The organism is Haloferax profundi, from assembly GCF_001469865.1.
GTDB classification, from domain to species: Archaea; Halobacteriota; Halobacteria; order Halobacteriales; family Haloferacaceae; genus Haloferax; species Haloferax profundi.
Window position 1 is genome coordinate 1 of record NZ_LOPV01000700.1, and the last position, 20,468, is coordinate 20,468.

General features: G+C 61.4%; 19 protein-coding genes and 1 tRNA gene. 12 read left to right on the plus strand and 8 right to left on the minus strand.

Annotation, left to right across the window (positions count from 1 at the left end):
• Both AUR66_RS19115 and AUR66_RS19120 read right to left on the minus strand, forming a co-directional pair.
• On the minus strand, positions 1-1,770 hold a 1,770-nt coding region (locus tag AUR66_RS19115), incomplete at its 3' end, for a vWA domain-containing protein (RefSeq protein WP_058573697.1).
• Positions 1,770-3,566, minus strand: a complete 1,797-nt coding sequence (locus tag AUR66_RS19120; protein ID WP_058573698.1) for a vWA domain-containing protein — start codon at positions 3,564-3,566, stop codon at positions 1,770-1,772. The genes AUR66_RS19120 and AUR66_RS19115, both read right to left, overlap by 1 nt.
• Before the next feature lie 208 nt (positions 3,567-3,774).
• On the opposite strand from AUR66_RS19120, the gene arcD reads away from it, so the two are divergent.
• From arcD to AUR66_RS19135, 3 genes are all read left to right on the plus strand, one after another.
• Positions 3,775-5,229, plus strand: coding sequence for an arginine/ornithine antiporter ArcD (gene arcD, locus AUR66_RS19125; protein ID WP_058573699.1), 1,455 nt, complete (start codon positions 3,775-3,777; stop codon positions 5,227-5,229).
• A gap of 156 nt (positions 5,230-5,385) precedes the next feature.
• Positions 5,386-6,771 (plus strand): sensor histidine kinase, encoded by a 1,386-nt coding sequence (locus AUR66_RS19130; protein WP_058573700.1) that lies wholly within the window; start codon positions 5,386-5,388, stop codon positions 6,769-6,771.
• A 79-nt stretch (positions 6,772-6,850) separates the two neighbouring features.
• Positions 6,851-7,642, plus strand: a complete 792-nt coding sequence (locus AUR66_RS19135) for a 2-oxo acid dehydrogenase subunit E2 (protein WP_058573710.1) — start codon at positions 6,851-6,853, stop codon at positions 7,640-7,642.
• 36 nt (positions 7,643-7,678) lie between these two features.
• Here the strand turns inward: AUR66_RS19135 and AUR66_RS19140 are convergent, their stop codons facing one another.
• Entirely contained in the window at positions 7,679-8,209 is a 531-nt protein-coding gene (locus AUR66_RS19140; protein ID WP_058573701.1) for a PH domain-containing protein, read from the minus strand.
• Positions 8,206-8,841: a PH domain-containing protein gene (locus tag AUR66_RS19145; protein WP_058573702.1), complete on the minus strand. Its 636-nt coding sequence runs from the start codon at positions 8,839-8,841 to the stop codon at positions 8,206-8,208. Before AUR66_RS19145 ends, AUR66_RS19140 begins: the two co-directional genes overlap by 4 nt.
• 142 nt (positions 8,842-8,983) lie before the next feature.
• Between AUR66_RS19145 and AUR66_RS19150 the strand changes: the two genes are divergently transcribed.
• From AUR66_RS19150 to AUR66_RS19170, 5 genes are all read left to right on the plus strand, one after another.
• Entirely contained in the window at positions 8,984-9,469 is a 486-nt protein-coding gene (locus AUR66_RS19150; protein ID WP_058573703.1) for an Lrp/AsnC family transcriptional regulator, read from the plus strand.
• Positions 9,466-10,617: a pyridoxal phosphate-dependent aminotransferase gene (locus AUR66_RS19155; RefSeq protein WP_058573704.1), complete on the plus strand. Its 1,152-nt coding sequence runs from the start codon at positions 9,466-9,468 to the stop codon at positions 10,615-10,617. The genes AUR66_RS19150 and AUR66_RS19155 overlap by 4 nt, the downstream gene beginning before the upstream one ends.
• Before the next feature lie 75 nt (positions 10,618-10,692).
• On the plus strand, positions 10,693-11,118 hold the full coding sequence (locus AUR66_RS19160) for a universal stress protein (protein WP_058573705.1): 426 nt from the start codon (positions 10,693-10,695) through the stop codon (positions 11,116-11,118).
• Positions 11,119-11,255: 137 nt separating this feature from the next.
• Positions 11,256-11,960 carry a DUF7504 family protein gene (locus AUR66_RS19165; RefSeq protein WP_058573706.1) on the plus strand — a complete coding sequence of 235 codons (705 nt, stop codon included), beginning with the start codon at positions 11,256-11,258 and terminating at the stop codon, positions 11,958-11,960.
• Between the two features lie 135 nt (positions 11,961-12,095).
• The gene (locus tag AUR66_RS19170; protein ID WP_058573711.1) at positions 12,096-14,114 is read left to right on the plus strand and encodes a hypothetical protein; all 2,019 of its coding nucleotides are present in this window, start codon (positions 12,096-12,098) and stop codon (positions 14,112-14,114) included.
• Here the strand turns inward: AUR66_RS19170 and AUR66_RS22405 are convergent, their stop codons facing one another.
• The 4 genes from AUR66_RS22405 to guaB all read right to left on the minus strand — a co-directional run bounded on the left by AUR66_RS22405 (position 14,115) and on the right by guaB (position 17,923).
• Positions 14,115-14,255, minus strand: coding sequence for a DUF7503 family protein (locus AUR66_RS22405; protein ID WP_197409888.1), 141 nt, complete (start codon positions 14,253-14,255; stop codon positions 14,115-14,117).
• A gap of 180 nt (positions 14,256-14,435) precedes the next feature.
• Entirely contained in the window at positions 14,436-15,023 is a 588-nt protein-coding gene (locus AUR66_RS19175) for a HalX domain-containing protein (RefSeq protein ID WP_058573707.1), read from the minus strand.
• A 168-nt stretch (positions 15,024-15,191) separates the two neighbouring features.
• Complete coding sequence (locus AUR66_RS19180) at positions 15,192-16,265, minus strand: TrmB family transcriptional regulator (protein WP_058573712.1); 1,074 nt, start codon at positions 16,263-16,265, stop codon at positions 15,192-15,194.
• Between the two features lie 161 nt (positions 16,266-16,426).
• Positions 16,427-17,923, minus strand: a complete 1,497-nt coding sequence (gene guaB, locus AUR66_RS19185; protein ID WP_058573708.1) for an IMP dehydrogenase — start codon at positions 17,921-17,923, stop codon at positions 16,427-16,429.
• A 613-nt stretch (positions 17,924-18,536) separates the two neighbouring features.
• Here guaB and AUR66_RS19190 point away from each other — a divergent pair.
• From AUR66_RS19190 to AUR66_RS21555, 4 genes are all read left to right on the plus strand, one after another.
• Positions 18,537-19,478: a DUF5794 domain-containing protein gene (locus AUR66_RS19190; RefSeq protein WP_058573713.1), complete on the plus strand. Its 942-nt coding sequence runs from the start codon at positions 18,537-18,539 to the stop codon at positions 19,476-19,478.
• Between the two features lie 42 nt (positions 19,479-19,520).
• Positions 19,521-19,907 carry a secondary thiamine-phosphate synthase enzyme YjbQ gene (locus tag AUR66_RS19195; protein ID WP_058573709.1) on the plus strand — a complete coding sequence of 129 codons (387 nt, stop codon included), beginning with the start codon at positions 19,521-19,523 and terminating at the stop codon, positions 19,905-19,907.
• 53 nt (positions 19,908-19,960) lie between these two features.
• Positions 19,961-20,188: a DUF5795 family protein gene (locus AUR66_RS19200; RefSeq protein WP_225317744.1), complete on the plus strand. Its 228-nt coding sequence runs from the start codon at positions 19,961-19,963 to the stop codon at positions 20,186-20,188.
• A 56-nt stretch (positions 20,189-20,244) separates the two neighbouring features.
• Positions 20,245-20,421 (plus strand) — tRNA-Trp (locus AUR66_RS21555).
• Positions 20,422-20,468 lie beyond the last annotated feature (47 nt).

A 20,468-nucleotide genomic window follows, 5' to 3' on the forward strand; every position in this document is an offset into this window, starting at 1 on the left:
GGGCGTTCCATCGTCTGCTGCGACGAGGAAGTTCGCCCCACGGCGCATCGACACGTCGTTGACGTTGCCAGGGTTCGCGGTCAACTCCACGCCGGCGGTGACGAAGTCGTTCTGGTCGACGATGGTCAACCCGTCGCCGGCGTACTGCCGGTCAGCGCCGCCGAAGAGGATTCGCAGGCGGTTCGTCTCGTCGGCACGGAGGTAACTCCCGCCTGAGGCACGGGCGATTTCACGGAGTGTCTTCTCGTTCGGATTCGGTCCGGTCCCGATAGCGATGACGCGGACGCCGTCGCGGCCGAGTTGGTCGGCGACGGTTGCGGCGTCTTCGAACCGGTCTTGACCGTCGCTAATGAGGATGACCGTCCCGCGGCGCTCCCCGAGTTGCTGTTCTGCCCCTCGGAGTCCGACGGCGATATCTGTCGCACCACCGGATTCGAGGCGACGAATCAGGTCGGCCGTCGACTCTCGATTCGGTCCAATCGGGCGAAGCGGCGAAACCTCGTACGCGCGGTAGTTGAACCCGACGATACCCACCTGGTTCTCGTCGCCGAGTTGGTCGAGTGCGTTGAGCGCGACGCTCTTCTGGACGCGCATACCGGACTCGGCGCTCCCGGACACGTCGATGGCGAAGACGAGGTTCGTACTCTGCGACGCGCCTTCACCGGTCGTGACGGGGAGCATCGACGCGAGACTGGACCCGTCGTACTCGCCGTTCTCGAACGAGTTTCGCCCACCGACGACGAGGAGTCCGCCGCCGTCGATGACGAACCGCTGGAGTGTGTCCACGTCTCCGACGTCGTCTTGGTGGACGTCCTGAAGGACGACGGCGTGGTACCGCGAGAGGTCCGACGGAACCTGGTCTGCGGTGTCGACTTCGTACAACTCAGAGAGGTACGACCGGAATGGGTAGGCACTCCGCGAGACGTAGAGCACCTTCGGCGGTTCGACGACGCGGACCGTCTTCCGGAACACGTCGTTTCGGTCGAACTGGTCGTCGCTGTCGATTCGGGCGGTGATGCGGTGGACACCGGTCGAATTGAACGTCCGGGTGAACTGGATGCCACCCGACGACTGGACCGTCTCGCGGGCGACTTCTTCCCCGTCGATTTCGACGACGAGTTCGACGTCCGACGGACCGTCGGGGGAGACGCCGCTGACCTGCGCGAGGAACGCGTTGTCGACGCCGACACTCGTCTTCGACGGGCCACTCACCGAGACGTACTGTTCGGGGTCGCTCGTCGTCGGGGGAACCGCACTCACCGTCGCGTTCAGGTCGCTCGCGAGGGAGGCGGCGGACCCGAGACTTCGCCCCCTCGTCACCCGCCCGTCGGAGACGAGGACGACTGTCCCCTCCGGTCGGAGGTTCGCGGCCAGGGCCTCGCCGAGGGCGGATTCGTCGCCGCGGGCGATAGTCGAGACGGTCACGGGAATCCCCTCGTCTTCGATGTCTTCTGCGAGTTGCTCCGCGATGCTGGACGACACGGTCATACTGTCGGACTCGTCGACGAGGAGCGTCACCCGCGGGTCGCCGTCTGTCTCTCTGGTCGTAATCGTGTACGGACCTGCGGCGGCGACGACCAGCAAGAGTGCGACGAACAGGCGTGAGGCGAACAGCAAGCGTCGTGACCGCGTGCCAGCGGTGCCGTTCGCGCCGCGGAAGATGAGGTACCAGATGAGGACGACGGCGACTGGGAAGGCGACGAGGAACACGGGCCTCGACAATCCGAGCGTTATGTCTCCCAGTTCGGTCGTCCACGCGAGAAGCACCATCAGAGGTCACCCCGCCGCCGCAGGTAGACGAGTTCGAGGAACGTGATGCCGAGTGCGACGAAGACGGCCCACTCGGTCAAGGCGTCGGGGACGAGTCGTTCTTCGACTCGTGTCGGGAAGTCGTCTGGCGCGGTTTCGCCCGTCAGCGACGGTGCCGCCACGTCAGACTCTGATTCGCTGAGCAGTGACGCCGCGAACCGTTCGCCGCCGACGCGGTAGAACCCGGCGTCGTCGAGTCGAATCTCCGGGCCGAGAGCAGGTCCCGAGGGCGTCTCGACTGTCTGGTTCGGACTGACGCCGAGTGACCCACCAGTCGGTCGGTTGAGTTCGGTCAGTGTCGAACGCCCGGCGAGGTAGAACACGGTCCGCTTCCAGAACACCGGGTACTGGTAGTTGAACTTGAACGCAGACTGCTCTTCGATGAATCCGTAGTAGACGATTCGACCGTCACCGCGGTCAGAGATGGCGACCAGTGACGTGCCATCGGTCGCAGTCACCAGTGACTCTCCGTCGCGGAGGTCACCGACGACGTACTCGGTCGGTGGCGGGAACGTGATATCACGGGTTAAGTCGTGTTCCTCGACAGACCGAATCGTCGGTGTCGTCCCGATTCGCTCGGGTGCGACGAGGAGGAGGTCACCGTAATTGGGCGTCTCTTCTTGGGCCTGTATCGCGACGCCGCCGCCGTCTGCGAGTACGTCACGCCCCAGGTCGACGTTTCCCCTGAGCAGGCGTTCGGGGTCGACGTTGCTGTAGACGACGACGTCGTACGACGACGAGACGCTCGTGGGGGGATTGTCGACCGTCAGCGACACTTCAGGAATGACCGACAACGCCGCCGTGAGGTATCGGTTCTCGTCGTTCGTGAGGACGAGTACGTCTATCGACGCGTCCTCCGGTGCGGCGACGTACAGTGTGTCGTCGGTCGGGAATCCGTCACTCGGCGAGAGTTGGACCTGGCCACCACCCGGTGGGACTGGGAGCGTCGCAGTCGCAACGCCACCGGCGTCCAGTTCGATGCGTTCTGTGGCCCCACCGAGCGAAAGCGTCCGTGTGGCCGTCCTCTCGCCGTAGTTCTTGACCGTCACGGTGACGTTCGTCCCCGAGAAGCGCCGGTCGACGATGCCGACGTTGTTCGCACCGCCGGCGGCGAACTGGCGGAGTTCGACGACGAGTCCACGAGCACGGGCCTCACGGACGGCCTCCTCCCACGGCGAGTCGTCTGCGAAATCACTGAGGACGACGATGCGCGAGTCCTCGCCGGCAATCGTCGCTGCCGTCGTAATCGCCGTGCGGAGGTCACCCGGCGCGGCAGTCACACCGAGGCCATCGAGGGCGGCGCGTGCGTCGGTTCCGCTCCCACGCCTGACCACCACGTCGGCAGTCGACCCTGCGGCGACGACTGAGGTAGTTCCAGTCACTTCGTCACGGGCAGCACCGAGTGCCCGGTCGAATCGCGACCCGCCACCGTCTTGCACGCCCATACTCGCACTGGTGTCGAGGACGACGACTGTCTCGGAGACTGTCTCGGACTCCGGAACGAGAACGTACGGTGTCGCGAGCGACGCGACCAACGCGACGATAGCGAGGAGTTGGATGAGGAGGAGGAGACTCCGGAGCAACCGGTCGAAGAGGGGGTTCGTGGCGGTTCGTCCCGCGGACTCTGCGAGGAACCGAAACGTGGGCAGTGTTCGGCGCGTCGGTTCCGGTCGCAGGAAGTAGAGGACGATGAGTGGAATCGCGCCGAGGAGCGCCACGAGTCCGAGGGGAAACAAGAAGAACTCGTCGAGGACCATATCGTTACTTCTCGCGCGCGACGAGCATTGAACTTTCCCTCGTTGACACGTTCCGGGATTCGGACGTGTCCACAATCGCGGACAGTCTGCCAGAGCAGTATTACTTCAACGCATCTTCGTGTCAACTCTAACTACGTCACTGCATAACAATGCTCTTGATTCATAACACGACACAATTTTATGCCTCAAAGTTATTTGTCGAGGTACGATGAGAACAGACAGTTACACGCCGCGGTCGTTCGACGACCTCTCCCCGGAGACGCGCCCTACGTTCCTGCAGGCGCTGGTTCCGGTTCTGGGTCTCGTCGCATTCCTCGGTATCGGGTCCGCAGTGTTGAAACTCGACCCACACATCCCGCTCATCTGGAGTATCGCACTCGTCGGCCTCCTCGGCCGCTACGTCTGGGGCTACACCTGGACCGACCTCTACGAAGGCATCGAACGAAGCCTCTCGATGGGTCTGCAAGCGCTCCTCATCCTGTTTATCATCTACGGGGTCGTCGCCACCTGGGTCTCCGCCGGGACGATTCCGACGCTGATGTACTTCGGTCTCGACCTGCTCACGCCGGAAATCTTCCTCCCGGCGACGGCAATCCTCGTCGGCGTCACCACGTTCGCCATCGGGTCGTCGTGGACGGCAGTCGGGACACTCGGTGTCGCGTTCATCGGCATCGGGTCCGGACTCGGTGTCCCGGAACCGATGACCGCCGGTGCCATCCTCACCGGGGCGTACGCGGGTGACAAGCAGTCTCCCCTCTCGGACACGACGAACCTCGCCGCGGCCGTGACGAACACCGACCTCTACGACCACATCCGCGCGATGCGCGACGGAACGCTGCTCGCGTTCGGTCTCTCTGTCGTTGGGTTCGTCGTCCTCAGCCTCGGCTTCTCCGGGGCGATTCCCGCCGGTCAAATCACCGAGATTCAGACCGCACTCGCGTCCTCGTACAACATCACGCTCCTCGCGTTCTTCCCACTCGCAGTTACCTTCGGTCTCGCCGCCGCTGGCTATCCGGCGCTCAACGTCCTCCTCGCCGGCGCGTTCGCGGGTGCCTTCACGAGTCTCCTCGTTCAGGGCACCACGTTCGTCACGGCGTGGCAAGTCTTCATGCGCGGAACTAGCCCCGAGACGGGGTCTGACCTCGTCAACAGTCTCCTCGCCGCTGGGGGCGTCTCCGGGTCCGCCTGGACCATCGCCATCGTCGTCTCAGCGTTGACGCTCGGTGGCCTCCTCGAACAGACGGGTGTCCTCGCCGTCCTCGCGCACCGCCTCGAACGTGGTGTTCGGAGTACGGGGTCGCTCGTCGCCGCCACCGGCGTCTCCGCGATTCTGACCAACGCACTCACCGCCCAGCAGTACATGAGCATCGTCGTGCCGGGTATGACGCTCCGGAACACCTACGACGAGTTCGGCCTCGACAGTTCGGACCTCTCGCAGGCCATCGAGTCTGCCGGGACGCCGACGGGTGCGCTCCTCCCGTGGCACGCCGGCGGCGCGTACATGTCTGGCGTCCTCGGCGTGGCGACGCTCTCGTACGCCCCGTACTACCTGTTCGGCTACCTCTCACCACTCGTCTTGTTCGCCTTCGTCCTCGCCGGAGTCGGATTCGCCGGCAACGCGACGGGAGCAGGTGAGGTAGCGACGAGTCCCGCAGACGACTAACTGTTCTCGACGCCGGTCTTCAGACCGTACACATGCCTCGGAGTGGGGCCAGGCGGGCGGTTCGACGCTCGCCGAAAATTATCAAATCAGATTATTGTTCCGGTAACTACAATAACCGTTCTCTCGGCAGTAGATACCAACACGGGACAACTTCGCATGGACGACGTTCGTGAGCGAGAGAAGCACCTCGCGCAAGCCCAAGAGATAGCAAACGTAGGCAGTTGGGAGTTACATCTCTTGGAGGGGACGCTCGATTGGTCCGCCGAGTGTCACCGCATCTTCGGCATCCCGGAAGACGTAGAGGTGACCTACGAGCGGTTCTTAGAACGCGTCCACCCCGAAGACCGGTCGCACGTCCAAGACGAGTGGGACGCGGCGCTTGACGGTGAGCCGTACGACGTCGAGCACCGAATCGTCGTCGACGGCGAGACGAAGTGGGTTCGCGAGAAAGGAGAACTCGAGTTCGACGAATCGGGGCGAGCACTCACCGGCGTCGGTGTCGTCAAGGACATCACCGAAGCGAAAGCGCGAGAACGCGAGGTTCGCGCGCAAAAGCAGCGGTACTCGTCGCTCTTCGATAGCATTCAGGATGCGATATTGGTCGTCGACAGCGACCGTCGAATCGTCGACGGGAACTCGGCTTTTTCGACGCTCTTCGGCTACGACGTCGCCGAAATCGAAGGAGAGTCTGTGAGCTACATCTACGCCGAAACAGACGAGTTCGAAGCAGTCGGCGAGACGCTCGAAACCAAGTCTCACAACGACACGGTATCCACCACGATACACTGCCAGAAGAAATCCGGGCAGGTGTTCCCGGCAGAGGTGACCATCTTCGACCGGAACGCCCCCGACGGCGAAGGCGGGTTCGTCGGTCTCATTCGAGACATCTCCGACCGCGAGGACAGACTCCAGCAGATGAAGGTCATCGACCGAGTCCTCCGGCACAACCTCCGGAACGACCTGAACATCATTCAGGGGTCCGCGGAGATGATAGACGATGCTGGGCCCGCATCCGACGCCGAGAAGATAGTCGAGACGAGTGAGAAACTGCTCCGAACCGCGTCCAAGTGGCGACGAATCACGTCGTTCCTCTCGTCGCCGCCGCCGAACGAGGCCATCGACGTCGTTCCAATCGTCGAAACCATCGTGTCGCGCGTCGAATCACAGCACCCAGACGTAGACATCTCTGTCGACTGTCCTGCGCAGTGTCGTGTCGTCTCGACGCGGGCCATCCAACGGGCGATTCGGGAACTCCTCGAAAATGCGGTCGTTCACTCGACTCGGGACGCGCCGTCTGTGGACGTCGAAATCGACCCCGAGGGACTCACCACGACGATTCGCGTCGCCGACGACAGCGACCCGATTCCCGAGATGGAGCGAAACGTCCTCTCGTGGGACGAAGATATCGAACCACTGTACCACGGGAGCGGTATGGGGTTGTGGCTGGTGACGCTCATCGTCCGGCACTCCGACGGGGTGCTGACGTTCGACGAGAACGAACCGCGCGGGAACGTCGTGACCATCCGCCTCCCGAGTCCCTGACACACAGGACGGACGCTCTCCGACAGCGATGTTCGGATTCGACTCAAGAGGTATGCTTCTCGCAGGTGTACGAACCGTAATGAGGACACGAGGAGAGCGCATCGAACCGCTTCCTCCCCGTCGCCGGGGGACGGTCGATTATATGCGCGTCGCAGGGAAGCGAAGCAACGTCCACGGCCTCGTCGAGTTCGACGTGACCGACGCGAGAGACCGTCTTCGAACTATCGAAGAAGAGACAGGTGACCGACTATCGTTCACCGCGTTCGTCGTGGTCTGCCTCGCCCGCGCCATCGACGACCACCCGCACATCAACGCGTACCGCGATTGGCGTGGTCGCGTGCACGTCTTCGACGACGTGGACGTGAACGTCCTCGTCGAGACGACAATCCGAGGGTCACAAATCGGTGCTCCCCACGTCGTCAGAGGCGCTAACCGCCGGTCGTTGCGGTCGGTTCACGACGAAATCCGAACTGCACAGGCGTCTGCTGACCCGACCGAACTCTCTCGGGCGAGTGCGCTGGGACTTCGTCTCCCCGGGTTCGTCCGACGCCTCGTGTGGCGACTCCCGCAGTCGTTCCCCAGACGGTGGAAGGAGATGGCAGGAACCGTCTCTGTGACCTCTGTGGGTATGTTTGGGAGCGGCGGCGGATGGGCGATTACGCCGACGAACTACACGGTGCAGGTAGCCGTCGGCGGTATCAGCACGAAACCCCGCTTCGTCGACGGAGAACTCGAAACCCGTGAGTTCCTCCACCTCACGGTGACGTTCGACCACGATATCGTCGACGGTGCGCCCGCGACTCGGTTCGTCAAACGGTTCGGTGAACTCGTCGAGGACGCTCACGGCATTCCGAGTCAGGACGAAGGGTAACCAGTACGAGTCGAGCGTCGGACCCCCGACGACTGCTTATCGGAGTGCGGTCCGGAGTGCTCGAACCTCGTCGAGGACCGCAGTCCACTGGTCGACAGTCCCCGGAAGTTCGTCACCGCCCAGTCGACGGTCGATTTCGGTGCGGACCGCTCGCGGGTCGTTCACGTTCTCGAACTGGATTCCGCCGCCACCGGCCGCTTCGACGGAGACCGTGCCGTAGTCGAACAGCGACCCCGTGATACCTTGCGAGAACGTGCTGTTTTGGACTCGGTCAAGCGAGACGCGTTGGACGTTCCGTGAGAGGATGCCCGTCTTTCGGTAGAGTGCGCGGTCCGTCACGACGAACCGTGTGTTGGTGACGCGGGCGTACGACCAGACCGGTAGGAACACACCGAAGACACCGAGGAGGCCCACGAGGGGTTCGTTCGTCACCGTCGCACCGGCGATAGCACCGGCGACGACGACTACCCCGACGACGAGCGACGGGAGAATCGTCTGAATCCGTGGCCGACCCTCCCAGACGACGACTTCGTCGGGGGCGCGGGCCATCCACTCGTCGACAGTCATCGCTCGTCGGTCACCGACTGGTCGAAGTCGAAGTCGCTCGATTCGACTGATTCAGAGGCGTCGTCAGTGGGCGAGTCTCCGGGGGTCGTCGCCGACGCCGACACGCCGTCGCCACTCTCGACCGCTTCCCGAATCGCCCGGAGTTCTGCGAGAATGTCGTCGAGGACGGCGGCTTTCCCCTCGGACTCCGAGTCGCGCCCACCACGGCGTTTGAGTCGCTCGTTGACGAGCGTCTGGAGCGACTGCGGTTCCGAGACGTTCTGGAAACTCATCTCGATACCGCTCCCGCCGGCAGTGCTGATGTTCACAGACCCGAACCCGAACTGCGCGCCGAGGAACGACTGACTGTACGAAGTGTCCTGTACTTTGTCGAACTCGATTCGCTGGACGTTCCGCGAGAGGACGCCCGTCTTCTTGTACAGTGCGTCGGAGGTGACGACGTAGTTGGTGTTCTTGAACGAGAGGTACGCACCGACGACGAGCGGGATGCCGATGACGAACAGTGAGAGGGGAATGCCGACGACGAGGACGGGGACGAGACTGTAGGGGTGAGGCGTGTCTGCCCAGAGAACGTCTTCGTCGGCGTCGAGGGTGAGCCAATCGAAGTCGGAGGGCTCGAATTCGGTATCCATATCGGCCACGTCTCGGTCCGCACTGGAATAGTTTTCCGCAGGACAGGCGAGGGTGACTCACGGTCTGGCCTCTCGATTGATTGTCACGACAATTCATCCCGGTTGGGCAAACCATTTTACTGATGCCTGCAACGGACTGCCCATGGACAAGCAGTCACTGCTCGACCTGCTGCGTCACGACGCTCGAGAGAGTGTAGACGACATTGCCCGACAACTGGGCGCAGACGCCGATGCAGTGGCAGCAGCGCTCGAGGAGCTCGAAGACGACGGGGTCGTCCGCGGGTACCAGGCAGTCGTCGATTGGAACCGCGTGGACGACGAACACGTCCGCGCGCAAGTCGAAGTCGACGTGGAACTCGACCGCGAGACGGGGTACGAACAGATTGCCCGCCGTATCGCACGGTTCCCCGAAGTCGCGACGCTTCGACTCGTCTCCGGTGACTACGACTTCTTCATCGAAGTCGAAGGCGACTCGATGCACGACATCTCGAACTTCATCTCCGAGCGCATCGCCCCGATTCCGGAGGTCACCAAGACGGTGACGCACTTCGTGATGGACTCCTACAAAGAGGAGGGCATCGAACTCGGTGACGGTGACGACGACGACCGTCTGTCTGTGTCCCCATGACGCTCGGTGACCACATCTCAGACCGCGTCGAAACGGTTCCGCCGTCCGGTATCCGGAGATTCTTCGAACTCGCCGAAGAGGTAGACGACGTCATCTCACTCGGTGTCGGTGAACCCGACTTCTCCGCGCCGTGGGCCGCCCGAACCGCCGCTATCGACTCGCTCGAACGCGGGAAGACGTCCTACACGTCGAACCGTGGGATGCGCGAACTCCGTGAGGCGATTTCGGAGCGCGTGACCCGCTACGGACAGGAGTACGACCCCGAAAACGAGATTATCGTCACGACGGGGGCCAGCGAAGCGGTCGACCTCGCGTTCAGAGCGTTCGTCGACGACGGTGACGTGGTCGCTATCCCGCAACCGTCGTACATCTCGTACACGCCGGGTGCGATATTCGCCGGCGGCGACCCACTCCCGGTGCCGACGTACGCCGAAGACGAGTTCAAACTCACGCGGGAAGGCCTCGAAGCCGCGGGTGCGGACGAGGCGGACGTGCTCGTCCTGTGCTACCCGAACAACCCGACTGGTGCGGTGATGACCGACGAGGAACTCGCCGACGTGGCGGCGTTCGTTCGGGAACACGACCTGGTCGTCCTCTCCGACGAGATTTACGCAGACCTCCGGTACGAAGACGACCACGCCTCCATCGCGACCCATCCCGGGATGCGCGACCGGACCGTCGTGTTCAACGGATTCTCGAAGGCGTACGCGATGACTGGACTTCGCCTCGGGTACGCGATGGGCCCGCCGGAGGCCATCGACGCGATGAACAAGGTCCACCAGTACGCGATGCTGTCTGCCCCGACGACGGCGCAGTACGCGGCACTCGAAGCGTTGCGGTCGTGTGACGACGCCGTCGACGAGATGCGCCGTGAGTACGACCGCCGCCGTCGATTCGTCCTCGCTCGGTTCGAAGAGATGGGCATCGACTGTTTCGAGGCGAAAGGCGCGTTCTACGTCTTCCCCGAGGCCCCGGACGGTGACGACGAAGCCTTCGCCGAGGGACTCCTCGAAGAACAGAACGTCGCACTCGTTCCGGGGAGCGTCTTCGGGGAGGGCGGAGAGGGCCACCTCCGCGTCTCGTACGCGACGAGTATGCGCGAACTTCGCGAAGCGATGGACCGAATCGAAGCGTACGTGAACGGGTAGTCAGGTCGCTTCATCACCTATTTTGGCACCCGAACGTGCGAAGCATTCACACACTCTGGGCACGAATCGTATCGTATGTACGACGAGATTCTGCTTCCAGTCGACGGGAGTCCTGCCGGAGAGCAGGCGATTCCGCACGTCTTCGGACTCGCGGAACAGTACGGGTCGACGGTTCACGTCTTGTTCGTCGCAGACGACACGCGTGACAGTGTGAGCGTCATGGGGGGTTCGATACTCGACACACTCGAACAGGAGGGCCAGCGAGTCGTCGACGAGTTCGTCGCACGGGCAGAAGAACGCGGTATCTCGGCGACCGGAGACGTACTCCGAGGGACGCCGTACGAGGCGATTATCGACTACGCAGACGAGCACGACGTAGACGTCATCGTGATGGCGACACACGGCCGACGCGGTGTCGAACGCGTCCTCCTCGGGAGTGTGACGGAACGCGTCGTCCGGACCGCGCCGGTTCCAGTGTTGACAGTCCACGCCGCCGACTGACTCGTTTCTAGGTCATCGGTCTCGCCGGTACCGGACGCGAGGGACGAACCGGAGTGCACAATCGTGACACTCACTAACACATTCTGCTGTGCAAACACGCAAAGTATTATTAAATATGGTTTCGTCGTCCAAGACGAATGGTGTCGAGAGGTGACATGGACGCACCAGCGGAGGAGGCGTCCACATTCCAACTGGGATTGGACGACCTCAAGCGACGCGGAAGCGCGCTCCTCGTCGTGGGCTCTGTCCCGACGGAACTCTATTCGCGGGCCTCGAAGCAGATGCTCGGTGCTCCCACAGAACCACGTCGTCGCCTCGTCGTCCTGAACGAATCCGCTTCTCTCGACGCTCGTCTCGACCCCTCGATTCGTCGCTCGACGGAGTGGACCCGTGTAATCCGATACTCGACGCTCGAACGAAGTGCAGCGAGTACGGCGTACACGCCAGACCCACTCCAACAGCGGTACGAGCGGCACGTGAGCGGCGGTGTCGGCCGCCTCGGGTCCGAAATCGCCACCGACATTCAGGAGTTCGACAGCTTCGCGAACATGCTGTCGCCCGCCGAACTCCGTGTCGCGTTCGATTGCTTGCCAGCACTCCTCTCGAAGTACGACCGTGAGGCGGTGTTCAGATTCCTTCACGTGATGGCGACCCACGTTCGCTCGCGCAAGGGGATGCTACACGTCTGGTCACCCGGCGGCCGCGACGACGAACTCAACCGAATGCTCACGCCGTTGTTCGACGCCGTCGTCGAACTCGACGTACACGAAACCGACGCGATGCAGCGGTGGCACCTCCTCGATATCGACGTCTCGTCTGGTTGGTTCCCACTCGATTCGTGACTTTCAGGTGACCAACACGCTTTTCAACTCGAATCGTGTCATCAGTACACAATGGAACAGTCCGGGCAGAGCGAGGAGTCCCCCGAGTCCTCGACGTTAGAGGTCGGCTTTTCGCTCCCTTCAGACGGGACTGGCTTGGTCGTTCGTGACAACGTCGAACGACACCAGTTCCTCTTACGGACGCCGTCTTCGATCTCTCCCACACCAGCAGACGAAACACGGTTTTCGCTGCCCGCCGACGCCGCAGTCAGTATCGACACGGACCGGGTCGACCTGTCTGTGAACCTCGTCGTGTGTGTTCGTGACGAGTCCGGTTCGATGCTCGCGAAAATAGACCACCAAGAGACTGAGCAGTTCGGTCCCGGAACGTACAGTGTGGAACTGTTCGGTCCCGTGAAGACGTATCTACGTCTCGAAGGGCCATTTCGAATCGAGAAACCGCCGATGGCTACGGGGATCTCCTTAGACGAGAAGCAAGACGTGCTCGTCGGTGCTCGGTCGTCGCACGAAAACCCTGCAGCGACGATTACAACGACGGACGATCCGTTCGACGTGATGAAGGCTGTGTCGGCACTTAGCTCGGCACTCAAGACGACGAGTGTCGAACGGTCGTACCCGACGCTTCGTGGGCACCCACCGTTGCTTGAGCGTGGGGACGAACTCGTGATTCCTGATGGAATCGAGGCACCTGACACGGGTGTTCGTCTCGAACTTCCGCCGACGCTCGAACACATCTTCGTCGCGACGCCGTTGGCGTACTACCTCGGTGCAAAAGTCGTCCCCGGTGAGACACCAAGACTGGTGACAGACAGCGGATTTGTCCACGAGTTCGACGGCCCGAACGGGTTCGAAGGAAGCGTCGCTCGGACTCTCAAGCAGACGTTTTTCCTCGATTGTGTCGTCCGAACAGAGGGGATTTACGACATCGACCTTCACGAGCGTCAAGCCATCGAGTCTCGACTGAATTTAGATGTCGAGTCACTGTACGAAGCACCCCTTGGTGAGCAGTTAGAGCAGTACCTCGGGACGCCGTACGAACACATTGCTGACCTCGTCCCCGAGTGGAAGTTGACGACGCACGTGGCACCACAACCGGACAACATCGAGCTATTGCCGTTCGTGACGAACGACCTTGCGGTGGTCCGAACACCGTCCGGGTCGGAAGTTCCACACTCGGAAGTACAGGCAACAGCAGTCGACGACTTCCTGCGAGACGACATCGTCCGGAGTGCGGGGACTGTCTCTTCGGGAGACACCTACGTCCAACCCAGTTCGTCGAACTCTGTCGAGCAAGCGTGGGTGAGCGACGGAACGCCAGTCGGCGCCAGCAAGATGACGACGACAGCCTACCAAAATCGGCTTCAACGCGAGCCCACGACGGGTGACATCGAGATTACGGTCATCTGTAACGACCAGGAGATGCTCGCTGAAACCGACATCGTCGACGACGTGTACGGCTCACGAGATGGGATTTCGTTCGAGGTCGATGCTCACTACAACCTCAGTCGTTCGGAGTTACGCGACGTGCTCGCAGAACCGACCGACTTCCTCCACTACATCGGTCACATCGACGACGATGGCTTCCAGTGTCGCGACGGGAAAGTGGATGCTGAAACCGTCGAGGACGTCGGTACTGCGGCGTTTCTCCTCAACGCGTGTCGGTCCTACGACCAAGGACTCGCACTCGTCGAAGCAGGTGCCATCGGTGGTATCGTCACCTTCAGTGAAGTTATCAACAGCCACGCTGTTGGCGTCGGACGCACGCTCGCTCAACTCCTCAACCGAGGGTTCCCACTTCAAATATCGCTCGACGTCGTTCGGACAGACAGCGACATCGCGCATCAGTACGGCGTCGTCGGCGACGGTGGAATTTCCGTCGTTCAAACCGAAAGCGGAGTTGCAGTCTTTTGCGAGGTAGAACGACAGAGACAAAATCTGTTCGAGATGTCGTATCACGCCTACCATACCTCGCGGTCAGGAATTGGCTCGCTGATTATGCCGATTCTTCCCGGGCTGACACAGTACCACCTCTCGTCCGGTGACCTTTCGGGTATCAATCTGACAGAAGAAGAGCTCAGGGACTTTCTCGCGTTAGAAGATATTCCAGTCGTCTTCGACGGCAACGTGTACTGGGACGACGAATTTATTTCCTGATCAGGGGCCGGTGATGACGTACGTGTTCGCTGCTGCCGCATTCCCTGCTTGGGTGAGAAGCAGGGTGAGCGTGAACAGGACGCCCATCATGCGGGGGTTGTTGCGGAGGTACGAGATCATCGTGTTGGGTTCTTCGGACATGTGCAAGTAGTCCGAAGAGCGGACGCGAATTATAATTTTTCGTGTATGTCTGATATGAAATTAACTTAATTAACAGAAATGCTAATGTAAGAAATTCGAACAAGACAGAGTCAGACGCCATGCGTCACGAATTAGCAAACAGAGAGAGAAATACGTTCCCGGAGCGCCGGCGTGTGTCCGTTATTCGTCGGACTGTGCCGAGTCGCCGATGTCGCGGTAGACTGCAGAGAGCCCTTTGCTCTCGTCGAGTTGACCGAGGGTGTTGTCGAGTTCGCCCCTGAGTTCGTCGAGTCGTTCCGTGAGGGCTTGGTACTCTTCGTTGTCTTCGAGCGTCGCTTCGTCCTTCTCAGCCTCCAAGAGGGCCTTCTTCGAGGCGAGCGAGAACAAGTCTTGAATTCCGACGTCGTAGGCGTTTCGCAAGATGAGATTAGAGACAGTTTCGGTCAGCGCCTCACGAGAGACGGGCTTGACGAGGTAATCGTCGAAGCCCATCGCGATGATGTCGAAGTCCGGTTCGACAGCAGTCACCATCGCGACGCGGCAGTCGAAGCCGCGGTTGCGAATCTCGGTGAGCGCTTCGTCGCCCGAGAGGTCGGGCATCCGACGGTCGAGGAGAACAACGTCAACCTCGTCGTCGAGTTCGTCGAGCGCCTCGCGTCCGCCATATGCGACACGAACGCGATAGTCGTCCCTAAGCCAGGTTGCGTACAGATCGGCGAGGTCAGGCTCATCTTCGACGATGAGCACCATGGGCTGTTCTGCACTCATTGGTAGTGTAGTGGTGTTCCGGGAACACTCACGAGACAGAATGTCGTGTGGTGGTATATCAAAATACCCCTTGCCAAGTGCGTGCCCGGAACGCGTCTTGTAATAAGTATGAGAACGGGGAGTTGTTATACATTCCGGCGAATGGATATTCTAACTATCCTGATGTGTTCAGGATATCGACTCGACGGTGATGCGGTTCGCTTCGACTTCTTCTAACACTGCACCCCATCCACCGACGGTGTACGTCTCGTCGCCAGCGTCGATGGTCAGGCAGACTTGGCCTGCGAGTTCGGAGAACGACAGTGTCTCTTTCGGTTCTGAGACGGCAGTGTAGTAGATGTCTGTCAGTTCGCCAACGACGTCTATCGGTTCGCGATTGTCTGTCTCGTAGCCGTTGATGTGAGTGACGATGCGCTTGCCGTTCTGAAAGAGGGGTTCGGCGTCTTGGACGAAGTGTCGGATGTCTGAATAGACGATTGGGGGGTCGGGGGTCTGTGCGGTGTAGACCACGTCCCACACTTCCCAGAGTGCCGTCTGGAAGTACCAGTAGAACACGTACGTGAGTGTGTAGTCGTCGACGAGGACACCGTATTGGTTGACGGACCCAGTGTGCGGTGCGAAACACGCCCCCGTCCGGTCGACGATTGCGACGAAGGGCGTCGGAAGCGTCCGCACACGGACTTCCGACGTCACTCCCCGGAAGGCCGATTCGTCGATATCGTTCAAATTGTCTCCCTGTTCGGGGTGGAGTGAGACTTTCACCAAGGCGCCGTTCTCGTACGCCTCTGTCAGCGCTGGTCTGAGCGCCGCGAACTGTTCAGGTGTGACCGAGAGTTGGACCTCGCTCGTCGCGTCTCGAATCAGTTCCTCGGCGCGGTTGAACACCGTCTCGAACCGTTTGACGATACTCAACATGTGCCGGTCGACGGCCGGTTGCTGCCATCGGGTCTCTATCTCTGTCGCCGCTTCGTCCAGTTGGACGGCACGACTCTGTAAGTCTTCCATCACCGACTTTGGGTCGCACGCTCGCGCGTGGAGACTGTCCTGTTCGTATGTCTCGATGTAGCCCTTCGATTCGAGGTCTCGAAGGACGTCGTAAATCCGTGCTGTCGGGACCGCACACGCGTCGGCCAATTCAGTTGCGCTCGCCGCGCCCAACTGGAGGAGGGCGACGTAGGCCTCCGCCTGATATTGTGACAACCCAGCGTTCCGAAGGGCGGTGCGTAGCTCCGCGGTATCCATCGCTTTGTAGATGCACGACATACATCCCTATTAATCATCCCTATATTGTCGTCGTGGGCGAAGATTTCGAGGGAGTCCAGACAGTGGTGACTGGTCGCGCTATCGAGTCGGCGGCCTAAGAGAAGCGGTGCAGACGGTCGAAAAGCGAACGCGGTCCTGTGTTACTCGTTCGGGCTGTAGTTCGGCGCTTCGTCGGTAATCATCACGTCGTGGGGGTGCCCTTCGGTCTGCCCCGCCGCGGAGACTCGAACGAACTCGGCGCGTTCTTTGACCTCCGGAATCGTCTCGGCGCCGACGTAGCCCATCCCGGACTGCATACCGCCGACGAGTTGGTGAAGTTCGGACGCGAGCGACCCCTTGTACGGCGTCGCGGCCTCGACACCCTCGGGGACGTACTCTTCGTCTTCGTCGTCTTCTTTGAGGTAGCGGTCGGCACCGCCGGAGCGCATGGCACCGACAGAGCCCATCCCGCGGTACTGCTTGTACTTCTTACCGTTCATCGTGATGACGCGGCCCGGTGCTTCGTCGGTTCCGGCGAAGTAAGAACCAAGCATGACGGCGTCGGCACCGGCGGCGATAGCCTTGATTGCGTCACCGGAGTACCGAATCCCACCGTCGGCGATGACGGGGATATCGTACTGGGCGGCGACGTCTGCGACTTCTGCGACGGCGGTAATCTGCGGCATCCCGGAACCGGAGACGACGCGGGTGGTACAGATGGAACCGGGGCCGATACCGACCTTGATACCATCGGCGAAGTCGACGAGTTCCTCGGCGGCCTCGCGGGTGCCGACGTTCCCGACGACGACGTCTGCCTCGACGGTCTCTTTGATTTCGCGAGCGGTGTCGATGACGTTCAAGTTGTGCGCGTGAGCGCAGTCGATGAAGATGACGTCGGCACCGGCTTCGTCGGCCTTCTGGGCGCGTTCGCGGTCGAACGGTCCCACGGCGACACCACAGACGAGACGGCCGTCCTCGTCGCGGGCGGCGTTCTCGTGTTCACGTCGCTGGAGGATACCCTGCATCGTGACGAGGCCGACGAGTCGGCTCTCGTCGTCGACGATGGGGACGCGCTCGATTTTGTGGTCGTACATCAGTTCGAGCGCTTCGCGGGCGCTCACGTCGCGCGTGGCCGTGATGACCTCGTCCGTCATGGCCTCGCGGACTTCGTCGGACTCGCCGACTTCGAGGTACGGGCGGATGTCGGTACCGGAGATGATACCGAGGACGATGTCGTCGTCGTCGACGACGGGCGCACCGGAGACGCCAGCACGCTCCATCATCTCGTCTACGTCGCTGATGGTCTGTTCTGGTTTGGCCGTGACCACGTCTTCGCGGCGGATGACGAGTTCGTCGGCACGCTTGACGCGTTCTATCTCGTGGACCATCTGGTCGGCGTCCATGTTCCGGTGGAGGACGCCGAGACCACCCTCACGGGCCATCCCGATAGCCATCCCACTCTCGGTGACGGTGTCCATCGCCGCGGAGAGAATCGGAATGTTGAGTTCGACATTCTTCGAGACGCGCGTGGAGACGTTGGCGTCGTCAGGTTCGACACGGCTCTCCATCGGGCGGAGCAGCACGTCGTCGAATGTCAGCGATTCGGGTACCCGGAGTTTCTCAGAGAAGGGTTCTCGGTCAGGAACGTCGTTCGCCATATCAAGCGTGGTCTCGGGGACGACAAAAGGGTTGCGAGATAGCACGGGCGTGTCGATGTGTGGCAAAGGAATCCGACGATGTATACACAGTAGTGGATACGTACTGTCCGCTGTCTCGAACTTCCGACCACCACCTCGGGACTAGCTAACGAGCCACTGGTCCCTCGTGAATAATCACCATATTCACGATTGTGTATCATTACATCGTAGGTGAAGTGCCCCCGATATCTACGAATCGTAGGGTGCTTTTAAAATAGTGGCACTGATATTCGTGTCCCATGCGGTCGTATCCCACACAACGTTTAATACTCCTGTCCTAAATTTATCGTGTATGGACTCCACGTGTCCCGCTGCATCGCGTATTGCCGGTCAAACGACCTCCGACTCCGGCATTCTCTTTACACAGATGTGGCAGACATTTAAACGGGAGTTCAATATCGGACGAAATGGACTCACTGTGCGACACACTCGTACGTCGACGTCCGAATTGCGTCCATATCGCCGCTTGGGCCATGGTGAAGGCCAGTAACATCGAATGAGTGTCTCACGTCACCCTGTCGCCCTTCGTCTCGAGCAGCAGGTCGGTGGTGCCACCCGCCTGCTCGCGACGGTCATGGGTCTGCCGCTCGTCGACGGAATCTTCCCCGCGCTCATCATCGCGGGGGCGTTGACCACTGCGTCCGGAGAGCTGTCCGTCACGGGTATCCTCCAGACCGGACTGCTCATCTTCGGTGGGTCTGCCACCGTCGCGGTCATCCTCGCCGAGATGGATGGGACGCGCCGCGAGCAACTCACGTCTATCCTGTTGCTCGGTGCGCTTCTCATCCCTGTGGCCGTCGCAGAAGCGGCCGTCGCAGAGACCATCGAGACGCTAATCAACTTCGAGGTGTTCCACCGCTTCGCTGGCCTCGTCATCCTGGCCATCGCCGCGAAGACGGCCTCTTCGAAGGTGGGTGAGTACCTCCCCTCGCCGAGCGTCATCGTCGGTCTCGGTCTCGTGGCGAGTTTCAACCCCGCGGGCTTCGAGCTCATCGTCAGGCCAGACATGACGCGCCTCGTCAGCGCTGGCGCGGCGGCAGGGACCGGCGTCGCGTTCGCTGGCTCTGTCGCCATGTTTGCTCCCCGCCTGCGCGGGTCGGTCGATATCGACCTGTTCCGGTTCGGGAGTTCCGTCGCGCTCGGCATGCTGGCACTCGACGTGCTCGGTCTGATGCCGACGAAGGCCCCAGTCGCACTCGGCGTCCTCGGCGTCACGGCGCTGTTCGCCTTCGACCCCGGTGCATCCGGTGACGACGGAGACGAGTTCGACGACATCACCGTCACCGACGGTCCTGCGACCGACACCACGATGGCCGCAGGCGCAGTCGCCGACGGTGGCGACGACATCACCGACGACGATGCTGTCGAGGAATCGAACACCACGGTCGACGCAGACGACGACGTGGACTCGGACGGGTCCTTCGAGGACCTCTCGGACGAATCCACCGCAGAGGACGCCTCCGAACCGGGATACGGCTACCCCGGTGAAGAAGACTCTCGCGCCCCGTGGCTCTGAGCCCCGGGCGAATTTTTCTGTCTCTGTGGCGAATCTCGTCACATGCACCGTACCTTCGACGTCCGAACCGACCGACGACTTCAGGCCCTCGACGTCACCAGCCAGGTCGCCGACGCACTTCCTGCCGACTACGACGGCATCTGTACTGTCTTCTCACGGCACACGACGACCGGAGTCTGCGTCAACGAAGCCGAATCACGTCTACTGAGTGATATCGAGTCGATGCTCGCAGCGAGCGTCGCCGACGACGGGTGGGAACACGACGAACTGGATGGAAACGCCGACTCACATCTCCGCGCCCTCCTCGTCGGAAACGGCGTCTCGATTCCGGTCGTCGGTGGCGAGTTGGACCTCGGCACGTGGCAATCGGTCCTCCTCGTCGAGTGCGACGGTCCGCGGACGCGGACGGTGTCTGTGGCGACGCCCTGACTCGGTCTGTCGCTGACGATGGGCTTACGTCCCTCGGGACGATTCGTCGGAGTATGAGCAACCGCGTCGTGCAAGGTCGGATGGTCACTCCAGAGACGCTCGCCGAACTCGTCGAAGGCGAACGCCCGATGGAGGCCGAGGCAATCGAAGACGCCGATTTCGACTGTCCGGAGTGTGGGGAGAACGTCATTCAGGTCGGCTACATGCCGAGCGTCACCGAGTTCGTGACCGCCTACAAGTGCCAAGAGTGCGACTGGGCGGACGACGACCGGGACGAGTAGAATCGAAACCCCTTTAAGAAAAATCGCCATACGAAAGAGTGCAGATAGAGCGAATCGGGGCTGTGGCCAAGCCCGGCATGGCGACTGACTCCAGAGGCTTGGCGCCCGGGACGACACTCCAGCTGATATACTGAGCGACCGACTGATCATCGGTCGTGTTGACGACCCTCTGGAGTTCCGAGGTGCCCACCGGAGATATCAGTCGATCGGGGGTTCAAATCCCTCCGGCCCCACTTCTACTCTCAAACTACACCCGACGAGCACCGCGTCGCGTGTGCTC